This window comes from Delftia sp. PX-1, assembly GCF_055797465.1.
This window is the reverse complement of sequence record NZ_CP184763.1, coordinates 178,206-200,981: the sequence shown is the minus strand read 5'-3', so window position 1 is coordinate 200,981 and position 22,776 is coordinate 178,206. Positions and strand designations below refer to the sequence as shown.

The window sequence follows — 22,776 nt, the reverse complement described above, 5'->3', positions numbered from 1 at the left end:
CCTTGGCGTCAGCGCAGGTCGGGGGACAGGGGCATGTCCACGCTGCCGTCGAACTGGACGACGGGCCCCGCCGCGTTGGGGTTGATGTCGAAGTCGAAGATGCCCGTGGGCAGCCACAGCGTGGCGCAGGAGTTGGGCACGTCCACCACGCCGCTGATATGGCCCTGCACGGGCGCCGTGCCCAGGATGGAATACGCCTGGGCGCCGCTGTAGCCGAACTTCTTCAGGTATTCGATGGCGTTCAGGCAGGCCTGGCGGTAGGCCACGTTGACATCCAGGTAGTGCTGCCTGCCGCTCTCGTCCACCGAGATGCCCTCGAAGATCAGGTAGTCGTCATAGCGCGGCGTGATGGGGCTGGGCTTGAAGATGGGGTTCTTGATGCCGTACTTGGCCATGCCGCCCTTGATGAGGCCGACCTTCATGTGCACCCAGCCGGCCATCTCGATGGCGCCGCAGAAGGTGATCTCGCCGTCGCCCTGGCTGAAGTGCAGGTCGCCCACGCTCAGGCCGGCGCCGTCCACATAGACGGGGAAGAACACCTTGGCGCCGCGCGAGAGGTCCTTGATGTCGCAGTTGCCGCCATGCTCGCGCGGCGGCACGGTGCGTGCGCCTTCGGCGGCGGCCTTGTCGCGGGCCTCGCCGCGCATCTGGCCCATGTGGGCCGTGCCGGCCGACGGCGGGTTGGCCAGGCCGGGCACGCGCTCGGGATCGGTGGCGATCAGGGCGCGCTCGCGCTCGTTCCACATCTCCAGCATGGGCCGGTCAGGCAGGCAGCCGATGAGGCCGGGATGGATGAGGCCGGGGAAGTTCACGCCCGGGATATGGCGCGAACTGGTGAACATGCCCTTGAAGTCCCAGATCGATTTCTGGGCCGAGGGGAAATGGTCGGTCAGGAAGCCGCCGCCATTGTTCTTGGAGAAAAAGCCGTTGAAGCCCCAGAGGCTGTCGGGCTTGGCGCCTATGTCCAGCAGGTCCACCACCAGCAGGTCGCCGGGCTGGGCGCCCTTCACGCCCACGGGTCCGGACAGGTAGTGCACCGTGGTCAGGTCGATGTCGCGCACATCGTCGGCGCTGTCGTTGTTCTTGATGAAGCCGCCGGTCCAGTCGTAGGTCTCCAGGATGAAGTCGTCGCCGGGCTGGACCCAGCAGGCCATGGGAATGTCCGGGTGCCAGCGGTTGTGGACCCTTTCGTTGTCGGTGGGCGGGCGGTTCAGGTCCACCTTGATCAGCGTATCCGTCATGTGCAAAAACCTCCTGGGTGGGTGGGGATCGACAGCGGAGAACGGGCCGGGGTGCGGCACGCCATTGCCGGCCTTCCTGTGGCGCCACGCCGTGACAAAGCGGCGGCGCGCCCTCGGTGCGCCGGCAGGCGGCGCAGGGCGGGTATGAAGAAAAGGCCGGGAATGCATAAACACCATAGCAGCCGTGCCTGCCGGCCCGCCTAGGCAGCAACCCTGGGTTGACAGCCGGACGCCGGCGCTGGTGAAGCCACCCTTCCAGATTGGCGAATTGAAGCGGCCCCGCGATGCGGGCATGCTGGCGGACAGCCGCTGCCCTGCATGCCGCCGGGCGCAGCGCCAAGAACACAAAGAATGGAAACACCGCCCATGCACCTGAGCGCACAGACCCACTACCAGGCCGAACTCGATGCCGGCCGTTTCTGCATACAGCAGTGCCCGCAATGCACGCGCCATGTCTTCACCCCGCGCGAGCTGTGCCCGCACTGCGGTGCCAGCCCGCTGCGCTGGGTGCGCGCCAGCGGCCAGGGCACGGTCTACTCCACCTCCACCGTCGCACGCAAGAGCGATGCCGGCGGCGACTACAACGTGGCCCTGATCGACCTGGACGAAGGCGTGCGCATGATGGGCCGCGTCGAAGGCATTGCGCCGGCCGACGTGCGCATAGGCCAGCGCGTGAGCGCCCATGTGGCGAGCAAGGACGGACGCGGCCTGGTGCTGTTCCAGCCCGCGCTGCAACCGGCTCCACAGGCTTCCCATGGAGGTGCAGCATGAGCGCCCGTATCCCCCAATCCACCCTGGACGCCGCCGCCGTGAACCGCCCGCTGCGCGGGCGCGTGGCCATTGCCGGCGCCGCCACCTATGGCTGCGGCGAGGCACCCGGCATGGACGACATGACCCTGCTGGTGCGCGCCGCCCATGCGGCCGTGGCCGATGCCGGCCTGACCATGCAGGACATCGACGGCCTGGCCACCTGCAGCGTCAACGCCAGCATGTGGACCATGCCCGTGATCGAGCACCTGGGCATCAACCCCACCTACGTGGACGGCACGATGATCGGCGGCAGCAGCTTCATCGCCCACCTGCTGCCCGCCATCCGCGCGCTGGAGGCCGGCCAGTGCAAGGCCGTGCTGGTGTGCTACGGCAGCGCCCAGCGCTCGGCCACCTTCGGCCGCAAGGAAGGCCAGGCGGCGCGGCGTTTCCTGGACCCGCAGCCCTACGAGTTCCCCTACGAGCCCGTGCTGCCCGTGACCGCCTATGCGCTGGCGGCCGCGCGCCACATGCACGAGTTCGGCACCACGCGCGAGCAGCTGGCCGAGGTGGCCGTGGCCGCGCGTGCCTGGGCCCAGCTCAACCCCGAAGCCTTCATGCGCGACCCGCTGACCATCGAGGACGTGCTCTCGGCCCGCCCCATCGCCAGCCCCTTGAGCGTGCGCGACTGCTGCCTGGTGACGGACGGCGCAGGCGCCATCGTGCTGGTGCGCGGCGAGCGCGCCCGCGACCTGCCGCGCCCCCCCGTCTACGTGCTGGGCAATGCCACGGCCATCTGGAACCGCCAGATCTCCTGCATGCCCGACCTGACCACCACGGCTGCCGCGCAGTCGGGCGCCCAGGCCTTTGCCATGGCCGGGCTCACCGCTGCCGACATGGACATGGCCCAGGTCTACGACGCCTTCACCATCAACACCCTGCTGTTCCTGGAGGACCTGGGCTTTTGCGCCAAGGGCGAAGGCGGCGCCTTCGTGTCCGGGGGCGGCATCGCGCCCGGCGGGCGGCTGGCCGTCAACACCAACGGCGGCGGCCTGTCCTGCGTGCACCCGGGCATGTACGGCATCTTTGCGCTGATCGAGGCCGTGCGCCAGCTGCGCGGCGAGGCCGGCCAGCGCCAGCTGGGACGCCACCGCACGGCCGTGGTGCACGGCAACGGCGGCACGCTGTCCAGCCAATCCACGGCGGTGCTGGGAACCGCCGAAACCCTCTGAACCGCACAGGAAGCACACCGCAATGATCCGCGACCAAGAAACCCTCGAAGCCCTGCTGGACAGCGTGCGCCGCTTTGTGCGCGAGCGCCTGGTGCCCGCCGAGAACGAAGTGGCCGAGACCGACGAGATTCCCGAGTCCATCGTGCAGGAGATGCGCAACCTGGGCCTGTTCGGCATGACCATCCCCGAGCAGTTCGGCGGGCTGGAGCTGACCATGGAGGAAGAGGTGCGCGTGCTCTTCGAGCTGTGCCAGACCGCGCCGGCCTTCCGCTCGGTGATCGGCACGACCGTGGGCATAGGCTCGCAGGGCATCCTCATCGACGGCACGCCCGAGCAGCAGGCGGCCTGGCTGCCCAAGCTGGCCACGGGCGAGATCATGGCCTCGTTCGCGCTGACCGAGCCCGAGGCGGGCTCGGACGCGGCCTCGCTGCGCACCACCGCCATCAGGGACGGGGACCACTATGTGGTCAACGGCAACAAGCGATTCATCACCAATGCGCCGCATGCGGGCATGTTCACGCTGATGGCGCGCACCGACCCGGCCAACAAGGGCGCGGGCGGCGTCTCGGCCTTCATCGTGGATGCGAAGTCGCCGGGCATCAGCTTCGGCAAGAACGACGTGAAGATGGGCCAGAAGGGCGCGCACACCTGCGACGTATTCTTCGACAACGTGCGCGTGCCGGCGGCCAACCTCATCGGCCTGAAGGAAGGCCAGGGCTTCAAGACCGCCATGAAGGTGCTGGACAAGGGCCGCATCCACATCGCGGCCGTGAGCGTGGGCGTGGCGCAGCGCATCCTGCGCGACGCGCTGAACTATGCGCTGGAGCGCAAGCAGTTCGGCCAGCCCATCTGCGAGTTCCAGCTGGTGCAGGCCATGCTGGCCGACAGCCAGGCCGAGCTGTATGCGGCCGAGTGCATGGTGATCGACGCAGCGCGCCGCCGTGACGAGGGCCGCAACGTCTCCACCGAGGCCTCGTGCTGCAAGATGTTCGCCACCGAGATGGTGGGCCGCGTGGCCGACCGCGCCGTGCAGATCCTGGGCGGCTCGGGCTACCTGGCCGAGTTCGGCATCGAGCGCTTCTACCGCGACGTGCGGCTGTTCCGCCTGTACGAAGGCACGACCCAGATCCAGCAGGTCATCATCGCGCGCAACATGGTGCGCGAGGCGCGCGCCGCATGAGCCACATGAGCGCACCGCCCCCCGACCGCAATGCCTTCATGCGGCTGATCGGCGCCTCGCAGGTGCCCGCGCCGCCCGGCAAGGTCCATGTTCGCCTGCCCCACATGCGCGAGGAACTGCTCAACCAGCTGCCCGCCGCGCACGGCGGCGTGCTCATGACGCTGCTGGACTCCGTGATGTCGCGCGCCGCCGGCGAGCTGCCCGGTGCGCCATCGCAGACCGCCGTGACGGTGGAGATGAGCAGCCGCTTCCACCGCCCGGGCAAGGGCGCGCTGCTGGCCGAAGGCTGGGTGGTGCACGCCAGCCGCAGCCTGTGCAGCTGCGCAGCGCAGTTGCTCGATGAAGACGGAAAGCTGGTGGCCACGGCCACCGGCACTTTCAAGTACTGGCTGGCACCGACCACGCTGGACCGGGGCACGGCCCAGGCCGACTGAACGGGCGGTGGGCGGCGGGCAGCCGTCGGTGGGCCCCTACTCCAGCGTGAGCCGGCCCTGTGCGTCGGCCACCAGCAGCTCCACCAGCTCCTGGGCGAAGGACGGCAGGGCCTCCAGGCTGCGCACGCAGATCTGCATCTCGCGCACCGACCAGGCATCGGACAGCGGCACGATGGCGATGTCCATGGAATGCGCATGGCGGCTGGCGGCCGATTCGGGCAGCACGCCCACGCCCACGCCGGACTCGATCATGCGGCAGGCCGTCTCGAAGTTGCCCACCTGGATGCGCTGCTTGATGGGCCGGTGCAGCTGGTCGCTGGCCTGGCGCAGGAAGGCGTGGATGGCGCTGGATTCGTGCAGGCCCACATGGTCCAGGTCCAGAGTGTCGGCAAAGGCCATCTGCATCTCGCCATCGAGCGCATGGCCGCGCGGCACCACCAGCACCAGGCGGTCGCGGCGGTAGGGCAGGGTCTCCAGGTTCTCGGTGCGCACCAGGCCGGCGACGATGCCGATGTCGGTCTGCCCCTCGGTCACGGCACGCACGATGTCGTGCGACAGGCGCTCGCGCAGGTCGATGTTCACGTCGGGATTGCGGCGCAGGTAGTGGCGCAGTACGGGCGGCAGGAACTCGCCCAGCGAGGTGGTGTTGGCAAACACCCGCACATGCCCCTTGATGCCGCGCACGTACTCCTGCATGTCGCCGCGCAGGTGCTCGATCTGGCCCAGCACCATGCGCGCATGGGTGACGAAGGCCTGGCCCGGCGGCGTCAGCGTCACGCCCTGGCTGGTGCGGTACAGCAGCTTGGTGCCGATGCTCTCTTCCAGGTTCTTGATGCGGGTGCTGGCCGCCGGCAGGGAGATGAAGGAAAGTTCCGCGCCACGCGTCATGCTGTTGGCGTCGGCGATGTGCACCATGAGGCGCAGATCCACAAGATCGAAATGCATGGCCATCCGGCATTGTAGAAAGCCGCAGCGGCCCCGGCTGAGCCCTGCGCGTCAGTACAAACCGCAGTGCCGGCCGGGCGCGAACGCGCGCTTTCACAAATGCGAAGCCACGGCGGGCCGCCGCGCCGTAGCATGGCCCATCTGCCCGGGATAGCCGCCTCAGCCCATGAACCACACCGAAACCCCCTCCCCCAGCCCCATCAACAGCACGGCCACCCAGACCGCAGGAGCGCTGGGCCATCTGCGCGTGCTCGACCTCTCTCGCGTGCTGGCCGGCCCCTGGTGCACGCAGAACCTGGCCGACATGGGGGCCGACGTGATCAAGATCGAAAAGCCCGGCGAGGGCGACGACACGCGCCACTGGGGCCCGCCCTTCTTCCCCGATGCGCAAGGCAATCCCTCGGACAACGCCGTGTACTTCGCGGCCTGCAACCGCAACAAGCGATCAGTCACCGTGGACATGGCCACGGCCGAGGGCCAGCGGCTGATCCGCGAGCTGGCCATGCAAAGCGATGTGGTGGTGGAGAACTTCAAGACCGGGGGCCTCAAGCGCTACGGCCTGGACTACGCCTCGCTGAGCGCGCTGAACCCGCGCCTGATCTATTGCTCGGTCACGGGCTTCGGCCAGACCGGGCCCTATGCGCCGCGCGCCGGCTACGACCTGCTGGTGCAGGCCATGAGCGGCCTCATGAGCATCACGGGCCGCGCCGACAGCGAGCCCGGCGGCGGGCCGCTGCGCGTAGGCGTGGCCGTGATCGACCTGTTCACGGGCATGTATGCCACCACGGCCATCCTGGGCGCACTGGAGGCCCGCCACCGCACGGGACGCGGCCAGCACATCGACATGGCCCTGCTGGACGTGGCCATGGCCGTGCTGGCCAACCAGGGCGCGGGCTTCCTGAACACCGGCCATGTGCCGGGCCGCCAGGGCAACACCCATCCCAGCGTCGTGCCCTACCAGGACTTCCCCACGGCCGACGGCCGCATGCTGCTGGCCATCGGCAACGACGGCCAGTTCGCGCGCTTTTGCGAGGCGGCCGGCACGGACTGGGCGAGCGACGAGCGCTTTGCCACCAATGCCGGCCGCGTCATCCACCGCGACGCGCTGATCCCGCTGATGTCCGATCTCACGCGCAGCCGGCCCACGGCCGAATGGATCGCGCTGCTGGAGGACAAGGCCGTGCCCTGCGGCCCCATCAACCACATCGGCCAGGCCTTCGACGATGCGCAGGTGCGTGCGCGCGGCCTGCGCGTGGAGCAGGAACGCTACCCGGGCGCCACGCCGCCTGCCGGCGAGACCATCAACCGCGTAGTGACCACGGCCAGCCCGCTGCGCCTGTCGGACACGCCCACCACGCTGCGCCATGCGCCGCCGGCCCTGGGCCAGCACACGGACGAGGTGCTGCGCCAGCGCCTGGGCCTGGATGCACAGCAGCTGCAGGCCTTGCGCGACCAGGGCGTGGTCTGAACGACCGGCATCGGCAGGCACCTGGCACACGCTGTCGCGCGGCTGTCCTGACGTCCTGAAGGCTGGGGGCCGGCCCGTCGCACCGGCGCACATGACGGCACAAATGACGGCACAAATGACGGAGCGAAAGCCGGTGCGAAGACGGTGCGGACGGCCGTGTCGCGCGCCCGCAAACCGCTTTTAGGACACGTCCTATCGAAAATCAGATAGGAAGCATTCTCATCATCTGACGGTGCGGAAATAATCCCCACCACAGATGCACATAGCCAATTCTTTCCTGTCCGAAATCCCTAGGACACCCATCCGCAGCACCTGGGCGCAGAAGGCGGCAGCCGCCGCCAAGCACCGGGCCGCAGCTGGCGTCCGGGCGCCAAAAGGTGTAGGCGGACGGCTCGGCATCTTCCGCATCCACCGCCCCTGCCCTGCATCAGACCCGCGCATGGCCAGCCGCAGTCCTGCCGCCCTGGAAGGGCCTGCGCCATGAGACCCCGCATCAAGGGCCGCATCTGCCGGACCTCGGGCTGGTTCCCCCCTGAGCGCACGCGCCGGCCCTCGTCATTGCCTTCGTTGATCCCTTTCCACCTTGCTCTGCACCGCAGGCCAGGTGTGCCCTGCTGCACGCCTTTTTTTGCTCCCTTGCCGTTCAAGGGATACGACTTCAGAACTTCGCCATGCAAGCCTTTCGCAACCTCAAGATTTCCTCCAAGCTGCTGCTGGCCTTCCTGGCCGTGCTGGCGCTGACCACCTTCGTGGGCCTGTATGCCGTGATGCGGCTCAGCCAGATCAACCAGGCGTCCGTCGACATCGCCACACGCTGGATGCCCTCGTCGCGCATGCTGCTCACCATCCGCGCCACCACGGCGCGCTACCGCGCCAACGAGCTTCAGTACCTGATCTCCACCAGCGACCAGGATATCAAGGCCTTCGACGCCATCATGAGCGACCTGTGGAGCAAGATCCAGACGAACTACGACAACTACGCCAGCTTCATCCAAACCGAGCAGGAAAGGGCGTCCTACGACGAGCTGGGCCGGCTGCGCAGCGCATATGCCAGGGAGCACGCCATGATCATGACCCTGGCACGCAACGGCCGAAAGGACGAAGCCTTGGTGCTGGCGCAGGGTGAATCGCTGGAGCTGAGCCGGCGCCTGTACGACCAGATCGACCGCATGGTGCAGATCGACCACGATGCCGGCCAGGAGGCCAACAGGCACGCCAATGATCTGTACAGCAGCGCGCGCGCCTGGGTGGTGGGGCTGCTGGCCGCCAGCATCGCGCTGGGACTGGCGCTGGCGCTGGCGCTGGCGCGCATCGTGGCGCGGCCGCTGATCGAGGCCGTGGGCGTGGCCCAGGCCGTGGCCGAAGGCGACCTGACGCGCCGCATCCAGGCCACCACCACCGACGAAACAGGCCAGTTGCTGCACGCGCTGCACCGCATGGACCAGAGCCTCATCCACATCGTCAGGCAGGTGCGCAACGGCACGGACTCGATCGCCACGGCCTCCAGCCAGATCGCCTCGGGCAACAACGACCTGTCGCTGCGCACCGAGCACCAGGCCAGCTCTTTGCAGGAGACGGCTGCCTCCATGGAGCAGCTCACCGTTACCGTGCGCCAGAACACCGACAACGCGCGCCAGGCCAACCAGCTGGCAGCCTCGGCCTCGACCGTCGCCCAGCAAGGCGGCGAGGTGGTGTCCCAGGTGGTGGACACCATGGACGCCATCCATGCCTCCTCGCGCAAGATCGCCGACATCATCGGCGTGATCGACGCCATCGCCTTCCAGACCAACATCCTCGCGCTCAACGCCGCCGTCGAGGCGGCGCGCGCGGGCGAGCAGGGCCGGGGCTTTGCCGTGGTGGCGGCCGAGGTGCGCGCACTGGCGCGACGCTGCGCCGATGCAGCCAAGGAGATCAAGCTCCTCATCGAGGACTCCAACGGCAAGGTCAGCACCGGATCGGCCCTGGTGGCGCAGGCCGGGCAGACCATGCAGAACATCGTCAGCAGCGTGCGCAACGTGACCGACATCATGGGAGAGATCACCGCTGCCAGCGTGGAGCAGACGGCGGGCCTGGAGCAGATCAACCAGGCCATCTCCCAGATGGACCAGGTCACCCAGCAGAACGCGGCCCTGGTCGAGCAAGCCGCCGCAGCAGCACAGTCCCTGCAGGAACAGGCCTACGGCCTGCAGCAGGCCGTGAGCGTCTTCAAGCTGGAGCGCGGCATGGAACTCACCGCCCTGCCCGCCACCCCTCAGCCCATGCCGGCTCCAGACCTGGCCAGGATCACCAGCGCAGCCCAGTCAGGCCGCTGGGAAGCGCATTGATCAGAACGAATGGGCCATGCCCACGCCGAAGGCCGTGCGCGAGCTCTGGTTCTCGTAGCGCTGATGGCCCAGGCTGGTGTAGAGCATGGTGCGCTTGGACAGCGCGTACTCGGCGCCCAGCGACAGCATGTTGTTGGTGTCTCGGTCCAGGCGCTGGCGCGCATAGCTGGCCTTGAGCGTGGTCGCGCCCATGCCGTAGGTGGCGCCCAGCGAGACCATGCGCGACTTGTCGGGCCCCGTGCCGGGCGTGCCCGACTTGCTGCGGTCATAGGCCAGCATCACCGCTGCCGTGCCGATGCGGTACTTGCCGCCCATGTACAGGTCGGTGTCGCCGCTGCCGTTGCGCTCGTGCGCCAGCATGGCCGCCACCGCGCCCTGGTCGTAGTTGACCGACACCGAACGCGCACGGCCCTGGCGGCCCGGCGCCTCGGTGCGCTCGGGCGAGGCGCTCAGGTGCAGCGAAAAGCCGCCGAACTTGGGCGAGTCGTAGAACACGCCGTTGGACATGCGGCCGTACTCGGGCGAGCCGTTGTTGCTGGCGCGGTCGGTCGGCGTCAGGTAGTGGGCCATGTGCCAGGCCGGCGAGGCGATGCGGTTGAAGTTGCCCCAGGGATCGAACTGCCATTCCTGGCTCCACATGGCGCTGAGCGCGCGGCCCAGGCGCAGGTGGCCCCAGTTGCCCTGCAGGCCCACGGTGGACTCGTCATGCCAGAAGGGCTTCTTCGGATAGTCCTCGGTCAGGCCCGTGTCCAGGTCGAAGCGCGTGCTCAGGCGGAAGGTGGCCTTCAGGCCGCCGCCCAGGTCCTCGAAGCCGGCAATGGCCAGGTTGCTGCGCTGAATCGTTCCCAGCTTGCTGGTCTTGTCGAAATCCCGGAACACACCCGCGTCCAGATAGCCACTGATGGTGACGTTGGAGCCGGCGCCAGATGACTGGGCGGCCACCGGCAGGGCGGCAGCGATGGCGAGAGAGGCAAGGGTCAAGCGGGAGGTACAACGCATCCTGAACGGGTTCCTGAAATGAAAGATGGCACAACACCGGCGCGGCCCGGGGGCATGCGCGAACGGCGACGGGGGCTGCCACAACGGGGGTGGCTGGAAAGGTGCGCGGCGGGCTGGTGGCCAGCCGCGACTTGAAGGCAGCCAGGATGCAGATCGCAGCATGATCGCTGCACATTCGTCAAACATCCCGGCCAAAGACGTCAACCGCGCAGGTGGCGGGCAACAGGCGGCATTATGAAAGCAGGGGCCGGCGATGACCACGCCACCGTCAGGCCCGGTCAGTTTCGCAAGGCCGGTCTCAGCGGCTGCGCTCGGTGCGCGACACGTCCCAGAGCCGGTTCATCTCGCTGCAAAAGGGCTGGGCACAGGGCGCGCGGCCCTCGTACTGGCAGCCTTCGGTGGTACAGAAATGCGACTGGTGCTCGAAGGCCCGGCGCTCGCGCGGCAGGGCGCCCGAAGCCTGGGCCGCCGCCATGTGCAGCCAGGGATCGTTGCGCTGCTGCAGCATCTGCTGCACCTCCTGCGCGAACGCGGGCGACAGCGACGCCACCGAGGCCAGCCCGGCCGGCGATGCCATGGCGCCACCGGGCAGGCGCAGCGGCTGCAGCTCCAGCAGCAGCAGGGCGCTGGTGCGCAGCGCATCGGCGCCACGCGGCTGCACCACCACGGCCACCGGCCCCGAGGCCAGCGATTGCAGCGATGCATCCAGCGGCAGGCGCAGGCCCGGCTCCGTGGCCTGCGCGCCCGCCAAGGGCAGCGCAGCGCCCGCAGGCAGGGCCGCCGCCGTGAAAGGGGCCGCACCCGGCGCGCAAGCCGATGCGGCCGCCAGCGCCATGGCCGCGCCCTGCGCCTGGGCCCAGGCCTGGGGCACCTGCAGGCTCAGCGTGAAGCCGCGCTCGCCCTGCGGCGTCAGCAACGTGCCCTGCTGCACCCACCAGCTTTGCAGGGCGGGCAGGGTCTGTGTGGCCCCCCCGGCAGCGCCACCTGCAATGCCCCCTGCTGGGCGCGCCCCGGCCTGCGGCGCCAGCCCGGATCCGGCCAGCAGCGCATCCATCACCTTGCCCTTGGCAGCCCCCACGGCCAGCGTCACTGCGGCAGCGGCGGGCGGCATGGAGGCCGCAGGCGTTGTCGATGCAGACGGGATGGGCGGTCCGGCCTGGGCCGATGGAGCGCTCCGGGGATCCTGCCCGCCAGGCGCCGTCGTGCCTGCCGCCAGCGCCTGGAGCAATGCCGCCGAGCCCGGCTGGGCCGCCAGCAATTGCAGGGCCTGGCCCTGCTGGGTGCCCACCTGGGCCAGCAGGGCCTGCAACAGCCGGCCCAGCGCCTCGGACACGCCGCTGGCCGGCCACTGCGGCGCAGGCGCGCCGGGACTGGCCTGCACCTGGCGCGCCAGCTGGGCCACCAATTGCTCGAAGGCCTGCAGGCGCAGGCTTTGCAGCATCTCGGGCGACCAGCGCACGGCCGTGGCCGCTGGCGGCGTGACGGGAACGGAGGGTGAGGCGGATGACGCGGGTGAAGCCGGCGCCACCGGCGCACCAGCGGCCGGGCCGGGCACAGGCGCCGCCACGGGCTGCGGCAGCCCTGCGGCAGGGGACGGGACGGGCGGCAGCGGCGAACTCATGTCAGAGGCTCCGCCCGCGCGATCAGGCCGATTCCGGGTAGAACAGGCGGCGCGTGGGCGTGCTGCCCACGGCCTTGGCGATGGCGCCGATGTGGTCCGGCGTGGTGCCGCAGCAGCCGCCCACGATGTTGACCAGGCCTTCGGACGCGAATTCGTGCACCAGGCGGCTGGTGACTTCGGGCGTTTCGTCAAAGCCCGTGTCGCTCATGGGATTGGGCAGGCCGGCGTTGGGGTAGCAGCTGATGAAGGTCTCGGGCGCGGCCTTGTTCAGTTCCTGGACGTAGGGGCGCATCAGCGCCGCGCCCAGCGCGCAGTTCAGGCCGATGGACAGCGGGTTGGCATGGCGCACGCTGTGCCAGAAGGCCGTCACCGTCTGGCCCGACAGGATGCGGCCCGAGGCATCGGTCACCGTGCCGCTGATCATGATGGGCAGGCATTCGCCGCTTTGCTCGAAGGCCTCGTCCACCGCGAACAGCGCGGCCTTGGCGTTGAGCGTGTCGAAGATGGTCTCGACCAGGATGACGTCGGCGCCGCCCTCGATCAGCGCCAGCGTCTGCTCCAGGTAGGCCTGGCGCAGCTGCTCGAAATTCACGTTGCGCGCGCCCGGATCGTTCACGTCGGGGCTGATGCTGGCCGTCTTGGGCGTGGGGCCCAGGGCGCCGGCCACGTAGCGCGGATGGCCGGGCGTGCTGTACTTGTCGCAGGCCGCGCGGGCCAGCCGGGCGCTCTCGAGATTCATCTCGCGCGCCAGATCGGCCATGTGGTAGTCGTCCTGCGCAATCGTGGTCGCGCCGAAGGTGTTGGTCTCGATCAGGTCGGCGCCGGCGGCCAGGTACTTCTCATGGATGTCGCGGATCACGTCGGGGCGGGTGAGCGACAGCAGCTCGTTGTTGCCCTTGACGTCATGCGGGAAGTCCTTGAAGCGGTCGCCCACGCTGCCCGGGCCCGTGTAGCCCTGGCCCCGGTACTGGGCCTCTCCCAGCTTGAAGCGCTGGATCATGGTGCCCATGGCGCCGTCAAGAATGACGAGGCGCTTGGCAAGGATGGCGGGAAGCTCTTTGGCGCGGGTGTACTGGGGCAGGCTCATGGGCAGCGATTGTAGGAATTCCGGGGCGGCCGTGCCGGGCACGAGGATTCCCCCAGAAAAACGGCCTGCGCCCCAAACAAAAGGCGCGACCTATGAAACTAGCGCACCCCCACGCCAGAGACACCGAGGAAGGGCCTATGCCGGCCGCGCCGCCCCGCACCGAGGGTGTCGTCCCCCTCCCGCGTAGCGAGAGAGGGCGCCGTGCACACGGGGGAAGCGGCGCAGCCGCTCAGGGGGTGCTAACCATTTCAGCTGCAGACAGAGACGACTTGAGCCGGCTGGCGGCTCAGGCTCACATACACATGGCCCACGCCGCTGTCGAAATACGCGGCCTCATGGCGGCCCAGCTCCACCGATTCGCCGTTCTCGAACAGGATGCGCACCCGGCCCGAGAGCACCATCACGAACTCCTGGCCCGCATGGCGGATGGTCTCCGAGAATTCCCCGGCCTCGCGCGCATTGATCACGGCCACCAGGGGCTGCATCTTCTTGCCCGGGAAGGCGCCGCACAGCACGCTGTAGAGGTACTGGTCGGTCTCGTAGCGCTGCACGTCCTCGAAACGGTCCTTGACCACGGTGGGCGTGTCGCCGGCCGCCTGCTGGGCGTCTCCGACCATGAACAGCCGTGTCATGTCGATGTCCAGCGCATTGCCCAGCATGAGCACCTTCTCGTAGCTCAGCGCGATCTGGCCGCGCTCGGCCTTGGAGATGGTGGACACGGCCAGGCCGCTGCTTTCGGCCACCTGCTGCAGCGTCAGGCCGCGCTCCTTGCGGGCCTTGCGCAGCTTGGCCCCCACTTCGTGCTTGCCTGCGGGCAGGGCGGCGGCCGTGCGGGCGCCCGGCAGCACGGCGGCAAGGACCTGGTCTGCCGTGGGAAGCGGACTGGAACGAGGGCTGGGGCCGGGACCAGGGGCGGGACTGGTGCGAGGACGGGGGCTGGGCATGAAGCGGGCGATCGGGGCTGGCGACCGACCGATTCTAGGGTCAGGCCCGCCCCCTCAGGTGCCGCGCAGATCGGCCTGGGGCGCCGGCCTGCGGCCCAGGCGCAGCCAGCCTGCCAGCGCGCAGGCCATGAGCGCGAAGCCGATGTAGCCATAGACCGGGTACACCATGCCCACCAGCGTGATGAAACCCGCGAAGCTGCCGCCCAGTGCCACCACGCCCGCCACGCCCGTGCCCCAGCGAAAACGCGGCGTGCCGGCCGGCAGGATGCGGGCCACGAAGGCATAGAGCATGCCCACGGCGGTGTTGAGGATCATGCCGAAGATGACCAGCGACATCAGGTGCCCCAGCCAGGGCGAGATCTGCGTGGCCAGCGCCAGCATGGGCATGGACAGGCCGCCCAGCGTGTCCATGCGCCAGACCATGGCGGCCGCGATCAGCAGCATCAGCAGGCCCAGCAGCAGCCCGCCGGCCACGCCGCCCCACAGCGCCACGCGGCGCGAGCTGGTCTGGCCGCCCATGATCACCAGGAAGGGCATGCCCGCCACCACGTTGTAGGAGACATAGAGCAGCGCGGCCACCAGCCAGTGCCCCGCACCCCGGGGCTGGGCGGCGGTGGCGGCCTCCAGCGCGGCCGGCTCGCCCTGGGGCGTCACCAGCACGTAGCCTGCGACCACCACGGTCATGAACACCAGCAGCGGCGTGACCGCGCCGATGAAGGCGATCACCCGGCCCACGTCCAGGCAGACGATGAGCACCGTGGCCACGGTGGCCAGCACGCTGCCCCAGACCTCGGGCAGGCCCAGCCACTGGTGCAGCAGCGAGCCTGCGCCCGCCAGCATGACCACCGTGATGGCGAAGAGGAAGAAGGTGATCAGCACATCGAACACCATGCCCACATGCCGGCCCAGCAGGGCCTGCACCACCTCCTTGTGCGAGCCGGCCTGCAGGCGCTGGCCCATGGTGGAGAACGCCATGGACAGGAAGACGAAGGCCAGGGCCGCCACCAGGCAGCCCGCCAGGCCGATGGCGCCAAAGCCCGCGAAGAACTGCAGTATCTCCTGCCCCGAGGCGAAGCCCGCCCCGACGATGACGCCGACGAAGGCGCCGGCAATCCTGCTCACTTCCTTGAATGCACCCATGCCTGTCTCCTTGGATTGTTGTGTGTTGCGGGGGCTGAAAAAGCGAAAAGGCAGGCGTCTCAGGCCGCGAAGCGCTCCGGACTCAGCCGCCGGGCATCGACGCCCTGGGCCAGCAGCTCGGCGGGCAGCGGCTCGCGCATCAGCAGCGCGGCCGCAGCGGCCGAGGCGCCGGCGGCCGTCTGTATGCCGTAGCCGCCCTGCCCTGCCAGCCAGAAGAATCCTTCACGGCGCGCGTCCCAGCCGATCACGAAGTCGTCATCGGGCGCAAAGCTGCGCAGCCCGGCCCAGACATGGCGCGGCCGGCGTATGCGCAGGCGGGTCAGTGTCTCGATGCGGTCTATGCCCATGGCCACGTCCAGTTCCTCGGCCACCACGTCATGCGGCGGCACGGGATCGGCATTGGCGGGCGAGCCCAGCAGCTGGCCCGCATCGGGCTTGAAGTAGAAGCTCTCGTCCACACCGATCACGGCAGGCCAGCCGTGGATGTCCTCGCCCTCCGGTGCGGCAAAGGTGAAGGCCGAGCGGCGGCGCGGCTCGATGCCCAGCGGCCGCGCGCCGCACAGCCGGGCCACGGCATCGGCCCAGGCGCCTGCGGCATTGACCACGGCGCGGGCACGGACCTGCGACCCGTCCTGCAGCACCAGGGTCCACAGGCCCTGGCCACCACCATCCACCTCGCGCTCGGCGCCGGAAAGTTCGGCGCCGCAGCGCAGCCGCGCACCGGCACGCGCCATGCCGCGCAGAAAGCCCTGGTGCAGTTCGGCCACGTCAATGTCCATGGCGTCCAGGTCATGCACGGCACCCACCAGCTGGCTCTCGTCCAGGCAGGGCACGAGGGTGCAGGCCTGGCGCGCGTCGATGCGCTCGGCGCGCAGGCCGTCGCGGCGGTACATGGCCAGGGCCTCGTCCAGCTGGGGCTCCTGGCCGGCCGTGCCTATGTAGAGCACGCTGCGCGGCTGCAGCAGCGCGTGCTCGCAAAAACCTTCGGGCGGCGCGCTGTAGAAGGCGCGGCTGGCGCGTGTCAGCGCGCGTATCTGCGCGGTGCCGTAGCTTTCCATGAACATGGCGGCCGAGCGGCCCGTGGCGTGGTATCCGGGCTGCGGCTCGCGCTCGAGCACCAGCACCGAGGCGCCCGCACCGGCCAGCCGCCAGGCCACGGAGGCGCCGGCCATGCCGGCACCGATCACGGCGAAATCCAGAACCTGGCTTTCCATCATCCATCGCTCCATTTTTTTCCAATGAGAAAATTATCCGATAAGAAAAAAATGAGGCAAGCCCTTCTGACTCCTGGTTTTCACCGGGGGTCCGCACAAGCGAAAAAAAGGGACGGCGCCTGGCCGTCCCTTTTTGCAACGCACGCCTTGTGCTCAGGCTGGCGGCAGCTTCCCGTCCCAGCCACCGGCCAGGGCCTGGTACAGCGCCACGGCAGCGCGCAGGCCGCGTGCGCGGCTGTCGGCGGCGGCGTCCTGGGCCGCGTAGAGGTCGCGCTGCGCATCCAGCACTTCGTACAGGCCCACGCTGCCCAGGTGGTAGCGGCGCAGCGCCAGCTGTTCTGCGCGCTGGCGCTGCTCGGCGGCCTGGGCCAGGTGGGCATCCTCGGTGCGCGTGCGCTGCAGGCGCACCAGGGCGTTCTCGGCGTCCTCCAGCGCCAGCAGCACGGTCTGCTGGTACTGGGCCAGCGCGGCCTGGGCGCCGGCCTCGCTGGCCGCGATGCGCGCGCGCACGCGGCCCACGTCGAGGAAGGACCAGTCCACGCCCAGGAACACGCTGCTGGTGGCGCTGCCGCCCTCGAACAGCGCGCCGCCGTGCAGCGCCGTGCTGCCCAGCAGCCCGCCCAGCGACAGGCGCGGGAACAGGTCGGCCGTGGCCACCCCGATGCGCGCCGTGGCCGCATGCAGCCGTGCCTCGGCCACGGCCACGTCCGGACGGCGGCGCAGCAGGCCGGCCGGCGTGCCGGGGTCGATGGCCGGCGGCAGCTGCGGCAGGGCGGCAGGCACATCCAGCGCGGCGATCAGCGCCTCGGGCACCTGGCCCGTGAGCACGGCCAGCCGGTGCTGGGCCATGGCGATCTGCGCCTGCAGTGCCGGGATGCGCGAGCGCGTGGCCTCCAGCTGGGCCTGGGCGCGCGCCAGGTCGAACTCGGTGCCGCTGCCGTGTGTGAGGCGCAGCTGCACCAGGCGCAGCGTGTCCTGCTGGTTGGCCGCATTGGCCTGGGCCAGGGCCAGGCGCTGCTGCCAGCCGCGCAGGTCGGCATAGCTGCCCGCGACCTGGGCCGCGATGGCCACCTGCAGCGCCGCGAGATCGGCCGCGTCGGCGCGCAGGTCGGCACGCCGCGCCTCGATGTTGCGCCGCACGCGGCCGAACACGTCGATCTCCCAGCTGGCCGACAGCCCGGCCGTGTAGCTGCGCTGGCTGCGCGGCCCGTAGAAGGCCTCGCTCTCGCTGCGCTTTTGCTGCGTGGCCTGGCCCGACATCGTGACCGTGGGGAACTGGTCGAAGCGGCTTTCGCTCAGCAGCGCCTGGGCGCCGTCCAGCCGTGCCAGCGCCACCTGCAGGTCCTGGTTGCCGCCCAGCGCCTGCTCCACCAGCCGCGTCAGCTGCGGGTCCTGGAACTGGCGCCAGAAGGCGGCATCGGGCTCGGCCTGCGGGGTGGCCGGTGCAGGCTCGGCCCGCGCGAACTGTGCTCCGGCCTGCGGCGCCGCAGGCGCCTTGAAGTCGGGGCCGACCGCGCAGCCGGCCACAAGCCCGGCAGACGCCAGCGCCAGCGCGTGTCGGCTCAGGGATTTGCGGATTTCAGACATGGTGGGGCTCCAGGGGTGCGGCTTTGTCGGAGGGTGGGGAGGCAGGCGCGGCATGTGCAGGCGCATGGCCAGTCAGCGCCCGGCCCGAGAGCCGGCGCAGCGTGACGTAGAACACCGGCGTGAGGAATAGGCCGAACAGGGTCACGCCCAGCATTCCGGAGAACACCGTCACCCCCGTGGCCGCGCGCACCTCGCTGCCCGCGCCGCCGCCGATGAGCAGGGGCACGGCACCGGCGATGAAGGCGATCGAGGTCATGACGATGGGCCGCAGCCGCAGGCGGCAGGCCTGCAGCGCGGCATCGACGATGCCCACGCCGCGCAGCTCCAGCTCGCGCGCGAACTCCACGATCAGGATGGCGTTCTTGCAGGCCAGCCCCATCAGCACCACCAGCCCCACCTGCACGAAGACGTTGTTGTCGCCGCCGGCCAGCCAGACGCCGAACAGCGCCGCGCAGATGCACACGGGCACGATGAGGATGACGGCCAGCGGCAGCGTCCAGCTCTCGTAGAGCGCGGCCAGCACCAGGAAGACCAGCATCACGGCGATGGCGAAGACCACGGCCGCGGCGTTGCTCTGCTCCACCTGCTGGTAGCTGAGGTCGGTCCAGGCCAGCTCGATGCCGCGCGGCAGCGTGCGCTGCGCGATCTCCTGGAGCTTGGTCAGCACCTCGCCCGAGGACAGCACGCGCGGGTCGGAGTCGCCGATCAGGTCGGCCGCCGGGAAGCCGTTGTAGCGCAGCACCGGGTCGGGCCCGAAGCTGGGCACCACGGTGACCATGGAGCCAATGGGCACCATCTCGCCGCGCGCATTGCGCGTGCGCAGCCGCGCGATGTCCTCCACGGCCTGGCGGTGGTCGGCATCGGCCTGCAGCATCACGCGCCAGACGCGGCCGAAGGCGTTGAAGTCGTTGACGTAGACCGAGCCCAGGTAGGCCTGCAGCGTCTGGAACAGGTCGGTCAGCGCCACGCCCTGCGCCTTGGCTTTGGTGCGGTCCACCTTGACTTCGAGCTGCGGGATGTTGGACTGGTAGCTGCTGACCGGATAGGTCATGCCCGGCGTTTTGGCGATCTCGGCCTGGAAGGCCTGCAGTGCCTGCTGCAGCGCCGCGTAGCCCAGGCCCGCGCGATCCTGCAGGAACAGCGAGTAGCCCGATCCGTTGCCCAGGCCCTGGATGGGCGGCGGCATCAGCGCGTAGGCGAAGCCGCCCTCGATCTGCGCGAACTTGGCGCCCAGCTCGGCATTGATCTCCTCGGCGCTGCGCGTGCGCTCGCCGAAGGGCTTGAGCATGATGTAGGAGCTGGTCAGGTTGGGCGTGGTCGTGGTCTGCAGCGCATTGAAGCCCGCGAAGGCAGCGACTTTGTCCACGCCCTCCACGCTGTGGGCCAGCTCCACGATCTGGCGCGTCACCTCGGAGGTGCGGCCCAGCGAGGCGCCCTCGGGCAGCTTGGCGCCGCCGAACAGGTACAGCTTGTCCTGCAGCGGGATGAAGCCGCCCGGCACGGCCTGGAACAGCACGGCCGTGCCCGCCAGCAGCGCCGCGTAGACCGCAAACACCAGGCCGCGGCGGCGCAGCGACTGCCCCACGGAGTTCTGGTAGCCGTGCGCGCTGCGGTCGAAGAAGCGGTTGAAGGGGCGGAAGAACCAGCCCAGGCTGCGGTCCAGCCCGCGCGACAGCAGATCGCGCGGCGCGCCGCGCGGCTGCAGCAGCTTGGCCGCCAGTGCAGGCGACAGCGTCAGCGAGTTGATGGCCGAGATCACCGTGGAGATGGCGATCGTCACGGCGAACTGCTTGTAGAACTGGCCCGTCACGCCGCTGAGGAAGGCCATGGGCACGAAGACCGCGCACAGCACCAGGGCGATGGCGATGATGGGGCCCGAGACCTCCTTCATCGCCAGGTGCGCCGCCTCCAGGGGCGTGTGGCCCTCCTCGATGTAGCGCTCCACGTTCTCCACCACGACGATGGCATCGTCCACCACGATGCCGATGGCCAGCACCAGGCCGAACAGGGTCAGCGTGTTGATGGAGTAGCCCAGCAGGTACAGCCCCGCGAAGGTTCCGACGATGGACACGGGCACGGCCAGCAGCGGAATGATGGAAGCACGCCAGGTCTGCAGGAAGACGATGACCACCAGCACCACGAGGATCACCGCCTCGATCAGCGTGCTCTGCACCGCCTTGATGGAGTCGCGCACGAAGACCGTGGGGTCCCAGACGGTCTCGAAGTTCACGCCTTCGGGCAGATCCCTGGACAGGCGCTCCATGGTGGCGTAGACCTCCCGCGCCACGCCCAGCGCATTGGCGCCCGGCGACAGGAAGATGCCCACGGCCGCCATCTGCCGCGTGTCGCTGAGCGAGCGCATGCTGTAGTCGCTGGCGCCCAGTTCGATGCGCGCCACGTCGGACAGGCGCACGACCTGGCCGTCGGCACCCCCCTTGAGCACGATGGAGCCGAACTCCTCGGCCGTCTTCAGGCGGCCTCGCACATTGATGGACAGCAGCTTGTCCGAGCCCTTGGGGCTGGGCTCGGCGCCCAGCTGGCCGGCCGATACCTGCACGTTCTGCTCGCGGATGGCGGCGATCACCTCGGCGGCGGTGAGCTGTCGTGCGGCCACCTTGCTGGGGTCCAGCCAGACGCGCATCGCATAGTCGCCTGCGCCGTACAGCGCCACCTCGCCGATGCCGGGGATGCGCGCCAGCTCGTCCTTGATCTTGAGCGTGGCATGGTTGCGCAGGTACAGCGCATCATGGTTGCCGTCGCTGGAGGTCAGGCCCGCATACATCAGCGGCGTGGACGAGCGCTTTTGCGTGGTCACGCCGTACTGGCGCACTTCCTCGGGAAGGCGGCTCTGCGCCTGGCTCACGCGGTTTTGCACGCGCACGGCTGCCGTGTCGGGGTCCACGTCGGCGCGGAAGGTCGCCACCACCTGCAGGCTGCCGTCCGAGGCCGCGACCGACTTCAGGTAGATCAGGCCTTCGACGCCATTGATCGCCTCCTCCAGCGGCACGGCCACCGACTCGGCGATCTCCTTGGGATTGGCGCCCGGATAGGTGGCGCGCACCACCACGCTGGGCGGCACGACCTCGGGATACTCGCCCACGGGCAGCTGCGGAATCGCAACCAGGCCCACGGCGAACAGGATGATGGAGAGCACGACCGCGAAGATCGGGCGGTCTATGAAGAATTTGGAGAAATCCATGGTGCGTCCCGGTTCACTGCGCGGCCACGGCCGACGCCTGGGCCACCGCCGCCTGCCCATCGCCGGGCGCAGGCTTGGGGCTGACCGGCATGCCGGGGTAGTAGATGCGCTGCAGGCCGCCGACCACGAGGCGGTCGCCCGCCGCCAGGCCCTTTTGCACCACGCGCCGGCCATCGACCATGCGGCCCAGCTCCAAGTCGCGGCGCTCGGCCTTGTTGCCCTCGCCCACCACATACACGTACTTGCGGTCCTGGTCGGTGAGCACGGCCTTGTCGTCGATCAGCAGCGCCTGCTGCCCGCCGCCGCCCTGCTCGGACTGCCCTGACTGCAACTGCACGCGCGCGAACAGGCCCGGCGTCAGCAGGCGGTCGGGATTGGGCATGCGGGCGCGCATGCGCACCGTGCCCGTGCCGGCGTTGAGCTGGTTGTCGGTGAAATCCAGCGTGCCCTTGTGCGGGAAGCCCTCATCGCTGGCCAGGCCCATGCGCACGGGCCGGCCCTTGCCGCCGTTGGCGGCGTTGGCGGCCTGCTGGTGGCGCAGGAAGCTGTGCTCGTCCGCATCGAAATACACATACACCGGGTCCTGCGAGACCACGGTGGTCAGCACGCTCTGGTCGGCCTGGGCCAGGTTGCCCACGGTGAGCAGGGCGCGGCCCGCGCGGCCGGAGACCGGCGCGCGCACCTCGGTGAAGTCCAGGTTGAGCCGCGCGGCCGCCAGCGCGGCCTCGGCGGCACGCACCTGGGCGGCGCTCTGGGCCATGGCGCCGGCACGCGTGTCGGCTTCCTCGCGCGAGACGGCATGCTCGGCCACCAGCTGGCGGGCACGCTGGTCCTGGGTGCGCGCCAGGGCGGCGCCGGCACGCGTGCGCTCCAGCTCGGCCTCGGCGCTGGCCAGGGCCGCGCGGTAGGGCCGCTGGTCGATCACGAACAGCAGCTGGCCCTTCCTGACCTCCTGCCCCTCGCTGAAGGCAATGCGCTCGATATAGCCCGACACGCGCGGGCGCAGCTGCACGGAGTCCACGGCATCGATGCGGCCGTTGAACTCGTCCCAGACACGCACGCTGGCCGGCACGACCTCGCTCACCAGCACCTCGGGCGCAGGCGGCGGGCCGTCGCTGGCATGGGCATCGCCCACGGCCTGCGGGCGGCAGCCGGCAAGCAGGGCCAGCGCCGCCAGGGCGCCTCCGAACAGGGCACGCCGCAACGGCGGCGGGGGAAGAACTGGCATGGATCGACTCTCCTTGAGGGGGATGGGCAAGGCCCTGCTGCCGGGGGCGGTGCAGGGCCGGAAAAAGGGGGCTGTACCGCAGGCTCTGAAGGCCTTGCCGGCGGCTGCTCACAATGGGTTGCATTCTTCAAGTTCAAGTGAACTTGAAGTCAAGATCCAGCCACAAAGACACCACGAAAATTGAGG

At 69.6% G+C, this 22,776-nt stretch carries 18 protein-coding genes; 7 read left to right on the top strand and 11 right to left on the bottom strand.

What is annotated here, in order from left to right; all coding sequences use genetic code 11:
• Positions 1–8: 8 nt before the first annotated feature.
• Positions 9–1,241, bottom strand: a complete 1,233-nt coding sequence (gene fmdA, locus ACN20X_RS00875; protein WP_046241120.1) for a formamidase — start codon at positions 1,239–1,241, stop codon at positions 9–11.
• Positions 1,242–1,607: 366 nt separating this feature from the next.
• Between fmdA and ACN20X_RS00870 the strand changes: the two genes are divergently transcribed.
• From ACN20X_RS00870 to ACN20X_RS00855, 4 genes are read left to right on the top strand one after another with little or no spacing between them, the layout of a single operon-like run.
• The gene (locus ACN20X_RS00870) at positions 1,608–2,012 is read left to right on the top strand and encodes a Zn-ribbon domain-containing OB-fold protein (RefSeq protein WP_034365598.1); all 405 of its coding nucleotides are present in this window, start codon (positions 1,608–1,610) and stop codon (positions 2,010–2,012) included.
• Entirely contained in the window at positions 2,009–3,220 is a 1,212-nt protein-coding gene (locus ACN20X_RS00865; protein WP_473210190.1) for a thiolase, read from the top strand. Before ACN20X_RS00870 ends, ACN20X_RS00865 begins: the two co-directional genes overlap by 4 nt.
• Before the next feature lie 22 nt (positions 3,221–3,242).
• The gene (locus ACN20X_RS00860; RefSeq protein ID WP_013800068.1) at positions 3,243–4,400 is read left to right on the top strand and encodes an acyl-CoA dehydrogenase family protein; all 1,158 of its coding nucleotides are present in this window, start codon (positions 3,243–3,245) and stop codon (positions 4,398–4,400) included.
• Between the two features lie 5 nt (positions 4,401–4,405).
• The gene (locus tag ACN20X_RS00855) at positions 4,406–4,834 is read left to right on the top strand and encodes a PaaI family thioesterase (RefSeq protein ID WP_017406618.1); all 429 of its coding nucleotides are present in this window, start codon (positions 4,406–4,408) and stop codon (positions 4,832–4,834) included.
• A 36-nt stretch (positions 4,835–4,870) separates the two neighbouring features.
• Here the strand turns inward: ACN20X_RS00855 and ACN20X_RS00850 are convergent, their stop codons facing one another.
• Positions 4,871–5,785: a LysR family transcriptional regulator gene (locus tag ACN20X_RS00850; RefSeq protein ID WP_012202113.1), complete on the bottom strand. Its 915-nt coding sequence runs from the start codon at positions 5,783–5,785 to the stop codon at positions 4,871–4,873.
• Between the two features lie 160 nt (positions 5,786–5,945).
• Between ACN20X_RS00850 and ACN20X_RS00845 the strand changes: the two genes are divergently transcribed.
• The gene (locus ACN20X_RS00845) at positions 5,946–7,247 is read left to right on the top strand and encodes a CaiB/BaiF CoA transferase family protein (protein WP_160851130.1); all 1,302 of its coding nucleotides are present in this window, start codon (positions 5,946–5,948) and stop codon (positions 7,245–7,247) included.
• A 671-nt stretch (positions 7,248–7,918) separates the two neighbouring features.
• A complete protein-coding gene (locus ACN20X_RS00840) occupies positions 7,919–9,571 on the top strand; it encodes a methyl-accepting chemotaxis protein (protein WP_046987209.1) in 1,653 nt (550 codons plus the stop codon).
• Here the strand turns inward: ACN20X_RS00840 and ACN20X_RS00835 are convergent, their stop codons facing one another.
• The 9 genes from ACN20X_RS00835 to ACN20X_RS00795 all read right to left on the bottom strand — a co-directional run bounded on the left by ACN20X_RS00835 (position 9,572) and on the right by ACN20X_RS00795 (position 22,590).
• Entirely contained in the window at positions 9,572–10,570 is a 999-nt protein-coding gene (locus tag ACN20X_RS00835; protein ID WP_016452207.1) for a porin, read from the bottom strand.
• A gap of 298 nt (positions 10,571–10,868) precedes the next feature.
• On the bottom strand, positions 10,869–12,191 hold the full coding sequence (locus ACN20X_RS00830; RefSeq protein WP_473210189.1) for a Fe-S oxidoreductase: 1,323 nt from the start codon (positions 12,189–12,191) through the stop codon (positions 10,869–10,871).
• Between the two features lie 22 nt (positions 12,192–12,213).
• Positions 12,214–13,278, bottom strand: coding sequence for a homocysteine S-methyltransferase family protein (locus ACN20X_RS00825; RefSeq protein WP_133072630.1), 1,065 nt, complete (start codon positions 13,276–13,278; stop codon positions 12,214–12,216).
• A gap of 248 nt (positions 13,279–13,526) precedes the next feature.
• Positions 13,527–14,222: a helix-turn-helix domain-containing protein gene (locus ACN20X_RS00820; protein ID WP_016447398.1), complete on the bottom strand. Its 696-nt coding sequence runs from the start codon at positions 14,220–14,222 to the stop codon at positions 13,527–13,529.
• A gap of 54 nt (positions 14,223–14,276) precedes the next feature.
• Positions 14,277–15,362 (bottom strand): YkvI family membrane protein, encoded by a 1,086-nt coding sequence (locus tag ACN20X_RS00815; protein WP_312840577.1) that lies wholly within the window; start codon positions 15,360–15,362, stop codon positions 14,277–14,279.
• Between the two features lie 59 nt (positions 15,363–15,421).
• Positions 15,422–16,576 carry an NAD(P)/FAD-dependent oxidoreductase gene (locus ACN20X_RS00810; protein WP_473210188.1) on the bottom strand — a complete coding sequence of 385 codons (1,155 nt, stop codon included), beginning with the start codon at positions 16,574–16,576 and terminating at the stop codon, positions 15,422–15,424.
• Positions 16,577–16,729: 153 nt separating this feature from the next.
• Positions 16,730–18,163: an efflux transporter outer membrane subunit gene (locus ACN20X_RS00805; protein WP_046982621.1), complete on the bottom strand. Its 1,434-nt coding sequence runs from the start codon at positions 18,161–18,163 to the stop codon at positions 16,730–16,732.
• The gene (locus tag ACN20X_RS00800; protein WP_047217597.1) at positions 18,156–21,362 is read right to left on the bottom strand and encodes an efflux RND transporter permease subunit; all 3,207 of its coding nucleotides are present in this window, start codon (positions 21,360–21,362) and stop codon (positions 18,156–18,158) included. The genes ACN20X_RS00805 and ACN20X_RS00800 overlap by 8 nt, the downstream gene beginning before the upstream one ends.
• A 13-nt stretch (positions 21,363–21,375) precedes the next feature.
• A complete protein-coding gene (locus ACN20X_RS00795) occupies positions 21,376–22,590 on the bottom strand; it encodes an efflux RND transporter periplasmic adaptor subunit (protein WP_016447393.1) in 1,215 nt (404 codons plus the stop codon).
• On the opposite strand from ACN20X_RS00795, the gene ACN20X_RS00790 reads away from it, so the two are divergent.
• Positions 22,589–22,774, top strand: coding sequence for a hypothetical protein (locus ACN20X_RS00790; protein WP_156179775.1), 186 nt, complete (start codon positions 22,589–22,591; stop codon positions 22,772–22,774). The genes ACN20X_RS00795 and ACN20X_RS00790 overlap by 2 nt on opposite strands.
• The last annotated feature ends 2 nt before the right edge of the window (positions 22,775–22,776 follow it).

Coding starts and splice junctions, on each gene's coding strand:
- fmdA (WP_046241120.1), bottom strand. CDS start 1,241: ATGACGGATACGCTGATCAAGGTGGACCTGAACCGCCCGCCCACCGAC.
- ACN20X_RS00870 (WP_034365598.1), top strand. CDS start 1,608: ATGCACCTGAGCGCACAGACCCACTACCAGGCCGAACTCGATGCCGGC.
- ACN20X_RS00865 (WP_473210190.1), top strand. CDS start 2,009: ATGAGCGCCCGTATCCCCCAATCCACCCTGGACGCCGCCGCCGTGAAC.
- ACN20X_RS00860 (WP_013800068.1), top strand. CDS start 3,243: ATGATCCGCGACCAAGAAACCCTCGAAGCCCTGCTGGACAGCGTGCGC.
- ACN20X_RS00855 (WP_017406618.1), top strand. CDS start 4,406: ATGAGCGCACCGCCCCCCGACCGCAATGCCTTCATGCGGCTGATCGGC.
- ACN20X_RS00850 (WP_012202113.1), bottom strand. CDS start 5,785: ATGGCCATGCATTTCGATCTTGTGGATCTGCGCCTCATGGTGCACATC.
- ACN20X_RS00845 (WP_160851130.1), top strand. CDS start 5,946: ATGAACCACACCGAAACCCCCTCCCCCAGCCCCATCAACAGCACGGCC.
- ACN20X_RS00840 (WP_046987209.1), top strand. CDS start 7,919: ATGCAAGCCTTTCGCAACCTCAAGATTTCCTCCAAGCTGCTGCTGGCC.
- ACN20X_RS00835 (WP_016452207.1), bottom strand. CDS start 10,570: ATGCGTTGTACCTCCCGCTTGACCCTTGCCTCTCTCGCCATCGCTGCC.
- ACN20X_RS00830 (WP_473210189.1), bottom strand. CDS start 12,191: ATGAGTTCGCCGCTGCCGCCCGTCCCGTCCCCTGCCGCAGGGCTGCCG.
- ACN20X_RS00825 (WP_133072630.1), bottom strand. CDS start 13,278: ATGAGCCTGCCCCAGTACACCCGCGCCAAAGAGCTTCCCGCCATCCTT.
- ACN20X_RS00820 (WP_016447398.1), bottom strand. CDS start 14,222: ATGCCCAGCCCCCGTCCTCGCACCAGTCCCGCCCCTGGTCCCGGCCCC.
- ACN20X_RS00815 (WP_312840577.1), bottom strand. CDS start 15,362: ATGGGTGCATTCAAGGAAGTGAGCAGGATTGCCGGCGCCTTCGTCGGC.
- ACN20X_RS00810 (WP_473210188.1), bottom strand. CDS start 16,576: ATGGAAAGCCAGGTTCTGGATTTCGCCGTGATCGGTGCCGGCATGGCC.
- ACN20X_RS00805 (WP_046982621.1), bottom strand. CDS start 18,163: ATGTCTGAAATCCGCAAATCCCTGAGCCGACACGCGCTGGCGCTGGCG.
- ACN20X_RS00800 (WP_047217597.1), bottom strand. CDS start 21,362: ATGGATTTCTCCAAATTCTTCATAGACCGCCCGATCTTCGCGGTCGTG.
- ACN20X_RS00790 (WP_156179775.1), top strand. CDS start 22,589: ATGGATCGACTCTCCTTGAGGGGGATGGGCAAGGCCCTGCTGCCGGGG.
- ACN20X_RS00795 (WP_016447393.1), bottom strand. CDS start 22,590: ATGCCAGTTCTTCCCCCGCCGCCGTTGCGGCGTGCCCTGTTCGGAGGC.